The organism is Streptomyces sp. NPDC059994, assembly GCF_042737755.1.
Lineage (GTDB): Bacteria > Actinomycetota > Actinomycetes > Streptomycetales > Streptomycetaceae > Streptomyces.
This window is the reverse complement of the sequence record NZ_JBHWUR010000031.1, coordinates 1-12,381: the sequence shown is the minus strand read 5'-3', so window position 1 is coordinate 12,381 and position 12,381 is coordinate 1. Positions and strand designations below refer to the sequence as shown.

The following is a 12,381-nucleotide window of genomic DNA, read 5'->3' as shown; positions in this document are numbered from 1 at the left end:
CCGCATAGGGCTGGGCAGGCCGTGGCGCTCCTCCGACACCTGGCGGAGGAGCGCCACCGGCCGTTGGACGGGGTCCGGGCCGTCGTGGCCGCGGGCCCCTGGGAACGCCTGGAAGGACGTATCCGCATGTCACTGCCCCGAGGGCGGACGAGTGCTCCGGAGGTCTCCGCCTCGGTGGAGGCGTTCCTCACCGAGCCGCTCGTCGCCACGCTGACCACCCTGCGGCCCGACGGCTCGCCCCATGTGGCGCCCGTACGGTTCACCTGGGACGCGGCGTCGGGGCTCGCCCGGGTCATGACGGTCGCCACCTCGCGCAAGGCGCGCAACGTGCTGGCGAACCCGGGCGGCCGGGCCGTCCTGTGCCAGGTGGAGGGCTTCGCCTGGGTCACCCTGGAAGGCACCGCCACGGTGTCGGACGACCCGGCCCGGGTGGCCGAGGGCGTGCGGCGCTATGCCAAGCGCTATGGGTCGGCGCCGCCGAATCCGCCGGGCCGGGTGGTTCTGGAGATCGCGGTCGACCGGGTGATGAACCTCAATACGTAATTCACCCCCAGTACCACCGCAGGACTTAATCGGCGCGGCACCACCGGATGCATGGACATTCGGCGGTGCCGCGCTTTCTGTATTCCCGCACCCGACTCCCGTACCGGATCGATGACTTGAGTCGTACTCAGGCGCCCGCTGCCACGATCGGTCATATCGGCTGATCCACGTCATCCATCTGCACGAGGAGTGCGAATATGACCCAGGGCGCAATTGTTGTCGGGGCGGGTCCGGTCGGACTCATGCTCGCCGGTGAACTCCGCCTTGCCGGTGTGGAGGTCGCCCTCTACGACAAGCTTCCGGCTCCCAGCGGAGAATCGCGCGGTCTCGGATTCACCGGCCGTACGGCCGAAGTCCTCGACCAGCGCGGCCTGTTGTCGAAGCTCGGTGAGTTCCGCTGGGGCAAGCAGGGCCACTTCGGCGGCGTCCGCATCAACTTCGACGAGCTCGACGAGAGCCACTACGGCATCATGGGCCTGGCCCAGTCCCGCACCGAGGAGACCCTCGGCCAGTGGGTCGAGGAGCTCGGCGTCACCGTGCGCCGCGGATACGAGGTCACCGGCTACCGCGAGACCGAGGACGGCGTCGTCGTCGAGTACGAGGGCCCCGACGGCCGCGGTGAGGAGGAGGCCCAGTACCTCGTCGGCACCGACGGGGGCCGCTCCACCATCCGCCGCCTCGCCGGCATCGACTTCCCGGGCGAGCCCGCCACCCGCGGTATGTACCTGGCCGACGTGGTCGGCGCCGGACTGCGGATGCGCCCCATCGGCGAGCGCATCGAGGGCGGCGGCATGGTCCTCTCGGTCACCCTGGAGCCGGGCATCGACCGCATCGTCATCCACGAGCCGGGGGTGCGCCCGCACCACGGCGAGGGCGAGCTGACGTTCTCCGAGGTCGCGGACGCCTGGGAGCGCATGACCGGTGAGGACATCCACGGCGCGAGCGCCCGCTGGATGTGCGCGCTGACCAACTACACCGGCCAGGCCACCGACTACCGCAAGGGCCGGGTCTTCCTCGCCGGCGACTCCGCCCACGACCACGCCCCGCTCGGCGCGCAGGGCGTCAGCGTCGGCCTCCAGGACGCCGTCAACCTCGGCTGGAAGCTGGCCGCCGCCATCAAGGGGCAGGCCCCCGACGGGCTGCTCGACACCTACCACTCCGAACGGCACCCGATCGGTGAGCAGCTGCTGCGCAACACGCTCGCCCAGTCGCTGATCTACCTCAGCGGCGAGGAGATGGAGCCGCTGCGCGCCGTACTGCGCGAGCTCGTGCAGATCCCGGACGCCGCCCGCCACCTCGCGGGCCTGGTCAGCGGTCTCGACGTACGGTACGACGTCGACACCGACGGGAGCGGCCACCCGCTGCTCGGACTGCGCCTGGCCCCGGGCCGCGAGGTCACGCTCGCCGACGGCGGGCAGAAGCGGGTCGCCGAGCTGCTGCACTCCGCGCGCGGTGTCCTGATCACCACCGGCGACTCGCGCGAGGCGGTCGAGCTCGCCGAGGGCTGGGCGGACCGCGTCGACGTGGTCACCGGCAGCTGGGTCCCCTCGGACACCGCCGCCGGCCAGGACCCGGAGGCCGTGCTCGTACGCCCCGACGGTCACGTCGTGTGGGTCTCGCCCGACGGCGGCAAGCTCCGTGACGCGCTTGAGCGGTGGTTCGGCGCGGCTCAAGTGGCCGGTTAGAAGCTGCATCCGCAGTACCAGCCGCCACCCTGCCCAGGGGCCTGTCCGGCGCCTACCCGCCGGACAGGCCCCGGCCGTACCCCCACCCAGCCACATCCGAAAGGGAATCCACCATGACCGTCCTCGTCACCGGCAGCAGCGGCAAAGTCGGCTCGCACCTCGTGCGGCTCCTGCACGCCAGGGGCGTCGCCGTACGCGCCGGCTCGCGCAGCCCCGAGAAGCTGACCCTGCCCGAGGGCGTCGAGTCCGTGAAGCTGGCGCTCGACGCGCCCGCCGACTTCCCGGCCGCGCTCGCCGGGGTGACCTCGGTCTTCCTGTACTGCGAGGCCTCGGCCGTCGGTGAGTTCGTCGAGCGGGCCGAGGAGGCCGGCGTCGAGCACGTCGTCGTCATGTCCGCCGACGCGGTGCTGCGCCCCGACGCCGCCGTCAACCCGATCGCCGCGCCCCACCTCGCGGTGGAGCAGGCGCTCGCCGCCTCCTCGATCACCTCGACCCCGCTGAACTGCGGCGCCCTCGCCAGCAACGCCATGCCGTGGGCCTGGCAGCTCAAGGCGCGCGGCACGGTGGGCCTGCCGTACCCGAACAGCTACGCCGACCCGGTCAACGAGCGCGATGTCGCCGAGGCCGCGCTCGCGGTGCTCACCGACCCGTCCCTGCGCGGCCGTTCGTACCACCTCACCGGCCCCGAGGCGCTCACCTTCGCCCAGCACATCGCGGCCATCGAGGCCGCCGCAGGCCGGTCCATCCCGGTCACCGAGGTCCCCCCGGCCGTGTGGCGGGCGAACAAGCCCGACTTCATGCCGGGCGACATCGCGGACGCGCTGCTCGACCTCTGGGCGGCCAGCTCCTCCCCGGTCCCGCTCACCGGCGACGTCGAGAAGCTGACCGGCCACCCCGCCCGGCCCTTCTCCGAGTGGGCCCAGGAGTACGCGGGCCCGTTCCGCGGCTGACGCCCGACCCGACTCCGCCTCCCCCCCCACAGGCGCTGGCAAGTCCCCCCCATGCAGGCACACGTACGACAGGTAGGACGAAGCATGTCGCTGGACCGCAGAAAGATGATCAGCCTGGGCGCCGGGTCCGCCGCCCTCGCGATGGCCGGCGGTGCCGTGGCGGCCGAGCCCGCCTCGGCCACGCCGCACCACGGCGTCCCGGACGACGCGGCGCTCGCCCGGTCCCTGCCCGGCGGCTTCCGCAGCCACCACGCGCACGTCAACGGTGTGCGGCTGCACTATGTGGCCGGCGGGTCGGGCGCGCCGCTGGTCCTGCTGCCGGGCTGGCCGCAGACCTGGTGGTCGTACCGCAAGGTCATGCCGGTGCTCGCCCGCCGCTTCCGGGTGATCGCGGTCGATCTGCGCGGCCAGGGCTCCTCGGAGAAGCCCCAGGGCGGCTACGACAAGAAGACCATGGCCCGGGACGTCCGCGAGCTGGTGCGCGCCCTCGGCTACGACCGGGTCAACATCGCGGGCCACGACATCGGGTCGAAGGTGGCGTTCAGTTTCGCCGCCAACCACGGTGACGCCACCCGCAAGGTGGCGATGCTGGACGCCCTGCACCCCGACGAGAGCTTCTACGAACTCCCGCTGATCCCGCGCCCCGGCGCCGGCTTCAACCTCTGGTGGTACGCCTTCAACCAGGTGCAGGGGCTCCCGGAGGAGCTGATCCGCGGCCGCTCCCGGCACCTCATCGACTGGTTCTTCGCCAACTCCCTCACCGACCAGTCCCTGGTCGGTGACTTCGACCGGAACGTGTACGCGCGGGCCTACGACACCCCCGACGGCATCCGGGCGGCCAACGGCTGGTACCGGGCTTTCGCCCAGGACATCGCCGACATCAAGACGTATCCCAAGATCACCGCGCCCCTGCTCGGCCTCTCCTCCGAGGTCAGCTACGCCCAGTTCCGGCAGACCCTGCCGACGCTGGCGACGGACGTACGCGTGGTGAAGCTCGACAAGACCGTGCACTACCTCCAGGAAGAGGCCCCGGACCGCGTCGCCCGGGCATTCACGGAGTTCTTCGCCTGACCCATGACCTGACATACGAGGAGCACGCACATGGCACAGGGAGCGATCATTGTCGGGGCCGGACCGGTCGGGCTGATGCTCGCCGGTGAACTCAAGCTCGGCGGCGTGGAGGTGGCCGTCTACGACCGGCTGCCCGCGCCGAGCGGCGAGTCCCGCGGCGTCGGCTTCACCCGCCGCGCCGCCGAGGTCTTCGACCAGCGCGGGCTGCTCGCCCGGTTCGGAGACGTCGAATGGGCCCAGGGCCACTTCGGCGGGGTGCGCATCGACTTCTCCAAGCTGGAGGACAACCACTTCAGCGTCCGGGGCGTCCCCCAGTTCCGTACCGAGGAGATCCTGGAGGCCTGGCTCGCCGAGCTCGGCGTGAAGGTCCACCGCAACCACGAGGTGACCGGCTTCCGGGAGAGCGGGGACGGCGTCGTCGTCGCCTTCGAGGGTCCCGAGGGCCCGGGCGAGCAGGAGGCCCAGTACCTCATCGGCTGTGACGGTGCCCGGTCGGTCGTCCGCAAGACCGCGGGGATCGACTTCCCCGGCTGGGACGCCACCCGGGGCATGTACATGGCCGACCTGGTCGGCGCCGGGGTGCGCCAGCGGCCCATCGGGGAGCAGGTGCCCGGCGGCATGGTGATGGCGTTCAACCTGGAGAACGGCGTCGACCGGATCGTCATCCACGACGAGAAGCTGCGCCCCCACGAGGACAAGAGCCAGCTCACCTTCGAGGTCGTCGCCGACGCCTGGCAGCGGATGACGGGGGAGTCCCTCCACCACGCCGAGGTCCGCTGGATCAGCGCCTTCACCGACACCACCCGCCAGGCCTCCGAGTACCGCAAGGGCCGCGTCTTCCTCGTCGGGGACGCCACCCACATCCATATGCCGGCCGGTGCGCAGGGCATGAGCGTCGGTGTCCAGGACGCGGTGAACCTGGGCTGGAAGCTGGCCGCGGCCATCAACGGCTGGGCGCCCGACGGCCTGCTCGACACCTTCCAGTCCGAGCGGCACCCGGTCGGCGAGAAGCTGATGCGCAACACCCGTGCGCAGACCCGCCTCTATCTGACCGGCGACGAGATGGAGCCGCTGCGCGCGGTGATGCGCGAGCTCGTCGAGTCCCCGGACGTGGCCCGCCATCTGGCCGGCCAGGTCAGCGGTCTGGACGTGCGGTACGACATGGGCGCGACCGGCCACCCCCTGCTGGGCTTCCGCCTCTCGCCGGACCGCGAGCTGACGCTCGCCGACGGCGCCCGGACCCGGGTCGCGGAGCTGCTGCACTCCGCGCGCGGTGTCCTGATCACCACCGGAGACTCGCACGAGGCGGCCGAGCTCGCCGAGGGCTGGGCGGACCGCGTCGATGTGGTCACCGGCAGCTGGGTCCCGGCGGACAACCCGGCGGACGACGACCCCGAGGCCGTACTGCTGCGCCCCGACGGACATGTGGCCTGGGCCTCGCCCGACGGCGGCAAGCTCCGCGACGCGCTGGAGCGCTGGTTCGGCACGGCCGGCTGACCCGGGCCGGGCCGCCGGACCCCGAGCCCGGCGGCCCGTACGCGCTGTTCCTCGCGCCCCGTCCCGTACGCCCCGTCCCACGCGACGCACGAGCCGCGCTCAAGCCGGGCGCAGTGTAATCGCCCCCGGCGCCGGCCACCCCCGCCGGCCACGCCCTTCCTCTCCCCCCACGAGAGGACAACTCCGCATGTCCTAGGAAGGTTTGTCATGACGCACGGCGCGACCAGGACGTTGCGTGAGGTGCCGACGAGGGACGGCCTGCTCAGTCCCGGGCTCTCGCGGCTGCCCTCGCTGACCGGACTGCGGTTCCCCGCCGCACTCCTGGTCTTCTTCAGCCATGTCGGACTGCCGATCCCCCTGCTGCGCCTGCTCAAGGACGACCAGGCGGCGAACGACCTCGCCAAGGTCACGGAGAACGCCGGCTCCCTGGGTGTCGCCTTCTTCTTCGTGCTCAGCGGCTTCGTACTGACCTGGTCCGCCCGGGAGAAGGACACCGCCCTGGCCTTCTGGCGCCGCCGGTTCGCCAAGATCTACCCCAATTACGCGATCACCTGGGGTCTGGCGATGCTGCTGTTCGCCTCGTCGTTCACCCCGACGCGGGTCGCGCTGGCCAACCTGTTCATGGTCCAGGTGTGGGTGCCGGACTTCCAGTACCTGTTCAGTGTGAACCCGCCGAGCTGGTCGCTGGGCTGTGAGTTCGTCTTCTACGCCTCCTTCCCGCTGCTGCACCGGCTGTTCCTGCGCATCCCGGCCCAGCGGCTGAAGTACTGGATCGGCGGCCTCGTCGCGGCGATCGTCCTCACCCCGCTGTTCACCTACAACGTGCTGCCCGACGCGGGCGCGGTGTCGCTCACGGGGGCACCCGCGGACGCCTCGGTGAAGCAGTACTGGTTCTCCTACTTCCTGCCGCCGGTCCGGCTCCTCGACTTCGCGCTCGGCATGCTGGTCGCGCACGCGGTGATGAGGGGGCGCTGGCGCAACATCGGCATCGTCTGTTCGAGCCTGCTGCTCGCCGGCGGATACTGGCTCTCCTCGCACGTGGACCTGCTGTACTCGCAGCGCTCCACCACGATCATCCCGATCATCCTGCTCATAGCGGCCGCCGCCATGGCGGACGTCGAGGGCAGGTTCACGGTCTTCCGCAACCGCGCGATGGTGTGGCTCGGCGAAATATCGTTCGCCTTCTACCTCCTGCACTTCATCGTGCTCGCCTACGGCCGCAAACTCCTCGGCCACGACCTCTACTCGACCCCCGCGGCGATCGGTCTCATCGCGGCGATGCTCGCCGTCAGCGTGCTCGCCTCCTGGGCGCTGTACGCACTGGTGGAGCGGCCGATCACCCGGCGCTGGTCCCGCTCCCGAAAGGCCCGGGCGGCCGCTGCCGTGGCCTGAACGCAATCGTCCGGTTTGTGGTCGCGCAGATCGCACGAATAGGCCTGAATCGAGCCACCCACCCGCGGCCGGTAGGCCTCCCCCCACGGTCGGTACGCCCTCAACGGGCGTGCCGGCCGCCTCTGTTGGCGCCCATGTGGCCGAAAGGCGAGCGTGACCCGAGTTGATCTCAAGGGCCCTCCTTCACAGTAGCTACCGAACCCCCCGACCGGCTGAACAGAATCAGAAGGAGCCAGCCATGCACGAGCCGCGTATGGAAAACCCGGCCGCTTTCAACCCCGAGGCCGCCCGGCTGATCCAGGAGCTCTACTTCGCCTCCCGCAAGGGCGGCGTCCCCGAGCTCATCCTGGGCCTGGTGCACCTGCGGGCCAGCCAGATCAACGGCGACAGCTTCTGTGTCTCCGGGGACGCCCAGCGCGCCCGGGAGGCGGGCCAGAGCGACGAGAAGCTCTTCGCCGTGGCGGCCTGGCGCGACGCGCCGTTCTTCACCGAGGCCGAGCGTGCCGCGCTGGCGCTCGCCGAGGCGGCCACCCGTATGGCCGACAAGTCCGACCCAGTCCCGGACGAGGTCTGGAGCGAGGCGAACAAGCACTTCAACGCCGAGCAGATCTCGTCCCTCGTCCTCACCATCGGCGTGACGAACCTGTTCAGCCGCCTCAACGTCACCACCAAGCAGCTGGCGGGCAGCCGGGAGTGGGACAGGTAAGGGCCGGACGGCCCCACACGGGCGGACGGCCCGGTCACCCCGCACACGGGTGCCCGGGCCGTCCGCGGCAGCAGCAGGCGGGACCGGTCGGCCCGCAGAACGAACAGACCGAACCGACAGTCCAGTTGACAGACCAGAGACGACTCCCATGTCCCAGGAGGGTGTGCCATGACTCACGGCAACACGATCGGCGGCGGGCCGCCGGCCGCCGCCGCGCGCGAAGTGCCGCACCGCGAAGGCCTGCTGCGCCCCGAGATCACGCGGCTGCCCTCGCTGACCGGGCTGCGGTTCCCCGCCGCGCTCCTGGTCTTCCTCAACCACACCGGTCTGCCGTTCCCGGGGCTGCGGCTGCTCAAGGACAACGGGACGACCAAGGACTGGTTCGAGCTCACCAAGAACGCGGGCTCCCTCGGCGTCACGTTCTTCTTCGTCCTCAGCGGGTTCGTGCTGACCTGGTCGGCGCGCGCCAAGGACACCTCACCCGCGTTCTGGCGCCGCCGGTTCGTGAAGATCTACCCGAACTACGTGATCACCTGGGTGCTGGCGCTGGTGCTGTTCGCCTCCGCCTACACCCCGACCCGCACCGCCGTGGCCAACCTCTTCATGGTCCAGGTGTGGGTGCCGAAGTTCGACGTCTTCTCCAGCGTCAACACGCCGAGTTGGTCGCTCGGCTGCGAGGCGGTCTTCTACGCCTGCTTCCCGCTGCTGCACAACCTGTTCCTGCGCATCCCGCTCGCGCGCCTGAAGTACTGGATCGGCGGCCTGACCGCCCTGGTGATAGCCACCCCGGCCATCACCTACGCCATCTTCCCCGACAAGCCGTACTTCCCCGGCGGTGAGCAGCTGGGCGCGCACGCCACCGTCACGCAGTACTGGTTCGCCTACTTCCTGCCGCCGGTGCGCATGGTGGACTTCGCGCTCGGCATGCTGGTGGCGATCGCGGTGATGAAGGGGCGCTGGTGGAACATCGGCATGATCTGGTCGACCGTGCTGCTCGTCGGCGGCTATGTGCTCGCCTCGCACGTGCCGTTCCTCTACTCGCAGCGCTCGACGACGATCATCCCGATCGTCTGCCTGATCGCGGCCGCCGCGACCGCGGACGTGAAGGGCGGGTTCAGCCTCTTCCGCAACCGCACGATGGTCTGGCTGGGCGAGATATCGTTCGCCTTCTACCTGATCCACTTCATCGTGCTCACCTACGGCCGCAAGTGGCTCGGCCACGACTTCTACTCGACCGCCCAGACGACCGGCCTGCTGGCCGCGATGTTCGCCATCAGTGTGCTGGCGGCCTGGGCGCTGTACGCACTGGTCGAGCGGCCGATCACCCGCGGCTGGTCCAAGCCCAGGCGCACCGGGGCCTCGGCGGGCAGCGCGGGTCCGCTCGCCGAGGTCAAGTGACCGGCGGGAAGGTCAGTCGATCCCCCGGATGATGTTCAGCTCGACGTCGTCCTCCTCCGCTCCGGCGAGCCGGAGCGGAGGAGCGGCGGCGACGAGGTCACCCGGCCGAAGCTCGTGATCTTCCCGGTCTTCCCTCTTCTCGTACATCTGCTCCCCCTTCGCATGGATACGAGCACGGGCTTTTCGAGCATGGCCGTGCGATGGCGGCACGGCGAGCCGCCGGGTTGCACATGGCTCGGATCAGGCCGCGTACAGATCGAAGGTGGAGGTGCGGCGGGGGCCCGCGACGACGTCGAGCTGGGGGTCGACGGCGAGGATCGCCTGGTGCAGCCGCTGGAGCTGCGGCGAGGGCTCCACACCGAGGTCCTCGATGAGCCGGCCGCGCAGCCTGCGGTACACATCGAGCGCGGTGGCCTGCCGTCCGGAGCGGTAGAGCGCCACCATGGCCTGCGAGTGCAGCCCCTCGTGCTGCGGGTTGCGGGCGATCAGATCGGTGAGCTCGGCGGTGAGTTCGGCGTGCCGGCCGAGGCGTAAGTCGGCGTCGATCCGGCGCTCCTTGATCACCAGACGGCTCTCCTCCAGGCGCATCACCTCGATGTCGAGGATCGGCCCCACCCGCACGTCGACCAGCGCGGGCCCCTCCCACAGGTCGAGCGCACGCCGGAAGCAGTCCGCCGCCCGCTCGTTGTGGCCCTCGTCGAACGCCAACTGGCCCTCCGCCGCCAGCTGTTCGTACGCGTGGACGTCGACCGCCTCGGACGGGATCTGGAGCAGATAGCCGCCGTACCGGGTGGCCAGAACGTCCTTGGCCGAAACTTGTGCATCGGGGCCCATGGCCCCGGCGAGCCGGCGACGCAGCTGGAGGATGTACGTCTGCAGGGTGGTCAGCGCGCTCTGCGGCAGCTCGGTGCCCCAGATCTCCTCCATCAGCGTCGGTACGGGGATGACGCGCCCCGGGTACAGGGCGAGCAGCGCGAGGATCTGACGGGGCTTGCCCGCCGTGGGGACGACGGAGACTCTGTTCACTTCGGCACTCAAAGGGCCCAGGACCTGAATTTTCACGGCTTCCTCTCGGATAAAAGGCGGGGGTGCGCCGGGACATCGTTGTCTCCCCCCGGGGCCGGGCCGCCGGGGGCGTACGTACGCGTACGGGTCAGCTCGCGCGGGCGACGAGCTGCTCGGTGACGGGAGCGTCGTCGGACACCGGCGAGCCGGGCCGGGCCGCGAGGATGGCCATCTGGAGCCGGCCGAGCTCGGCCGAGGGCTCCAGACCTGCCTGTGCGACGAGGGTCGCGCGCAGCCGCTGGTAGACGCCGAGCGCCTCGCTGCGCCGCCCGGAGCGGTGCAGCGCCAGCATGAACTGGCCGTGCAGCGCCTCGTGCATGGGATACCGGCTGACCAGGACGGTCAGCTCGGAGAGCAGTTCGCGGTGGCGGCCGAGGCGCAGATCGGCCTCGATGCGCCCGTCGAGCGCGGCGAGCCGGGCCTCTTCCAGCCGCTCGGCCTCGGGGCGCAGCCGGCTGCCCTGGTGGACGCCGGTGAGCGCGGGCCCGGTCCACAGGGCGAGCGCCTCACGGAGCAGCCGGGCGGCCCCGGTGTGGTCGCCGGCGTCCATGGCCCGGTGGCCGGCCGTGGCGCGCCGCTCGAACTCGCGGAAGTCCACGGTCCCTTCGGCGTCCTCGGTGCCGTCGCCCTCGGTCTCCAGGCGGTAGCCGCCGGGCAGGGTGACGAGGACGTCCTTGGCGGTGCGCCGCTCGCCGTCCCGGCGGGCCAGCGCCTCGCCGATGAGCTCGCGGAGCTGCATCACATACGTCTGCACGGTGGTGCGGGCACTGCGCGGAGGGGCGTCGTCCCAGAGTTCCTCTGCCAGCGTCGCCAGCGGCACCACCTGACCGGAGTGCAGCGCGAGGAGGGTCAGCACCTGCCGCGGCTTCGGGGCAGTGGGCGCGATCGATAACCCGTTCTTCCGCACCGACAGTGCACCCAGCACTTCGATGTCCATGTTTCTCCCCAGAGTCGGGAAATACGGGGGGTAAGGGTATTCGTGTCGGAAGTGTCCGCTCGGCTGGCAGGCCCTCGGCGGCAACCCGCTTTGATCATGCGCTCGGACCCACCCGCCGCGGCAACCCCGCCTGTGGCTGATTTGACGTACCTGTCAAAGTCCTGACCGCGTTGTCAAAATCCTGTAGCAGTTGCGAATTCTGCTCGGATTGAAGCCGCTCGACTCTGGGTAAAGAACGGCCGGATGTGGCGGATTTATCGGGCCGTGCGCCCCTGTCCCCGCCCGGATCCCGCTCCCGCGTCGACCCCGCTCCCGTGGTGCTCCGGGATCCGGATCTTACGCCGCCCTTAGGTAAGCGCCCAGTACACGGACACCACACCCGCTCGGATGTGGTGTGGGTCACACCTGACTCCCGTCACATTCACGGGCCACGTTTCGTCATAGGTGTGACGGAGGAAGCCGACCGGTGTGGATGTTCTGGCAGGGCCGGTCGGCGTCCGGCGTCGTAGTTCCCGCGTGTTTGTGTGTGAAGTGTTCGGCGTTTACGTGAGATCTTTTGAGGAGAGCAAATCATGACTGCTCGGGCGAAGCACCCTGCTTTTGTCGTTCCCGGTGCCATTGACGCTTTGGTGGCCCTCGGAAAGGCCAGCAAGGAAGTTCCCGGCGTCGATGTGAAGCTGCTTGAGCTGCTGCATCTGCGCGCGAGCCAGATCAACGGCGACGGCGCCAACGCGGACCGTCACCCGCGTCTGGCGAAGGCCGCGGGCGAGACCTCGGACGAGCGTCTGTTCGCCGTGGCCGCCTGGCGCAACACCCCGTACTTCACGGACGCCGAGCGCGCCGCCCTGGCGCTCGCCGAGGCCGTGACCCGCCTCTCGGACCGCGAGGACGCGGTCTCGGACGAGGTGTGGAACGACGCGGCCAAGCACTTCAACGAGCAGCAGCTCGCGGCGATCGTCCTCTCGGTCGCCACCGCGAACCTGTGGAACCGTCTGCACGTGGCCATCGGCCAGGTTGCCGACCCCAACAGCTGATCACCCCCGTACAGCTGCTGGTGCCGGCCGACACCCCCGACGGCCGGCAGGTCGGGCGGACGGCTCGACGGCGGGCGGCCCGGTCACCGCAAGGACGTTGCGG

The 12,381-nt window shown here is 70.5% G+C and carries 12 protein-coding genes; 9 read left to right on the top strand and 3 right to left on the bottom strand.

The genetic code is table 11. The features are described from left to right. Positions 1–126 precede the first annotated feature (126 nt). The 8 genes from ACFWA7_RS17700 (at position 127) to ACFWA7_RS17665 (ending at position 9,242) form a co-directional block, all read left to right on the top strand. The gene (locus tag ACFWA7_RS17700; protein WP_385548872.1) at positions 127–543 is read left to right on the top strand and encodes a pyridoxamine 5'-phosphate oxidase family protein; all 417 of its coding nucleotides are present in this window, start codon (positions 127–129) and stop codon (positions 541–543) included. 197 nt (positions 544–740) lie between these two features. Beyond that, positions 741–2,228, top strand: a complete 1,488-nt coding sequence (locus ACFWA7_RS17695) for an FAD-dependent monooxygenase (protein WP_385823771.1) — start codon at positions 741–743, stop codon at positions 2,226–2,228. 113 nt (positions 2,229–2,341) lie between these two features. Next, positions 2,342–3,178, top strand: a complete 837-nt coding sequence (locus ACFWA7_RS17690; RefSeq protein ID WP_385548866.1) for an NAD(P)H-binding protein — start codon at positions 2,342–2,344, stop codon at positions 3,176–3,178. An 84-nt stretch (positions 3,179–3,262) separates the two neighbouring features. Continuing rightward, positions 3,263–4,249, top strand: coding sequence for an alpha/beta fold hydrolase (locus ACFWA7_RS17685; protein WP_385548863.1), 987 nt, complete (start codon positions 3,263–3,265; stop codon positions 4,247–4,249). Positions 4,250–4,279: 30 nt separating this feature from the next. Beyond that, positions 4,280–5,746 (top strand): FAD-dependent monooxygenase, encoded by a 1,467-nt coding sequence (locus tag ACFWA7_RS17680; RefSeq protein ID WP_385548860.1) that lies wholly within the window; start codon positions 4,280–4,282, stop codon positions 5,744–5,746. 207 nt (positions 5,747–5,953) lie between these two features. Beyond that, the gene (locus tag ACFWA7_RS17675; protein WP_385823769.1) at positions 5,954–7,138 is read left to right on the top strand and encodes an acyltransferase family protein; all 1,185 of its coding nucleotides are present in this window, start codon (positions 5,954–5,956) and stop codon (positions 7,136–7,138) included. A 238-nt stretch (positions 7,139–7,376) separates the two neighbouring features. Continuing rightward, complete coding sequence (locus ACFWA7_RS17670) at positions 7,377–7,844, top strand: carboxymuconolactone decarboxylase family protein (RefSeq protein ID WP_385548854.1); 468 nt, start codon at positions 7,377–7,379, stop codon at positions 7,842–7,844. A gap of 168 nt (positions 7,845–8,012) precedes the next feature. Further along, on the top strand, positions 8,013–9,242 hold the full coding sequence (locus ACFWA7_RS17665; protein WP_385548851.1) for an acyltransferase family protein: 1,230 nt from the start codon (positions 8,013–8,015) through the stop codon (positions 9,240–9,242). A gap of 12 nt (positions 9,243–9,254) precedes the next feature. Here the strand turns inward: ACFWA7_RS17665 and ACFWA7_RS17660 are convergent, their stop codons facing one another. The 3 genes from ACFWA7_RS17660 to ACFWA7_RS17650 form a co-directional block, all read right to left on the bottom strand. Further along, complete coding sequence (locus tag ACFWA7_RS17660) at positions 9,255–9,389, bottom strand: hypothetical protein (RefSeq protein ID WP_371654683.1); 135 nt, start codon at positions 9,387–9,389, stop codon at positions 9,255–9,257. Positions 9,390–9,482: 93 nt separating this feature from the next. Next, complete coding sequence (locus ACFWA7_RS17655; protein ID WP_385548848.1) at positions 9,483–10,304, bottom strand: BTAD domain-containing putative transcriptional regulator; 822 nt, start codon at positions 10,302–10,304, stop codon at positions 9,483–9,485. A 91-nt stretch (positions 10,305–10,395) separates the two neighbouring features. Beyond that, a complete protein-coding gene (locus ACFWA7_RS17650; protein WP_385823767.1) occupies positions 10,396–11,244 on the bottom strand; it encodes a BTAD domain-containing putative transcriptional regulator in 849 nt (282 codons plus the stop codon). A 572-nt stretch (positions 11,245–11,816) separates the two neighbouring features. Here ACFWA7_RS17650 and ACFWA7_RS17645 point away from each other — a divergent pair. Further along, positions 11,817–12,278, top strand: coding sequence for a carboxymuconolactone decarboxylase family protein (locus ACFWA7_RS17645; protein ID WP_190090118.1), 462 nt, complete (start codon positions 11,817–11,819; stop codon positions 12,276–12,278). Positions 12,279–12,381: the final 103 nt, after the last annotated feature.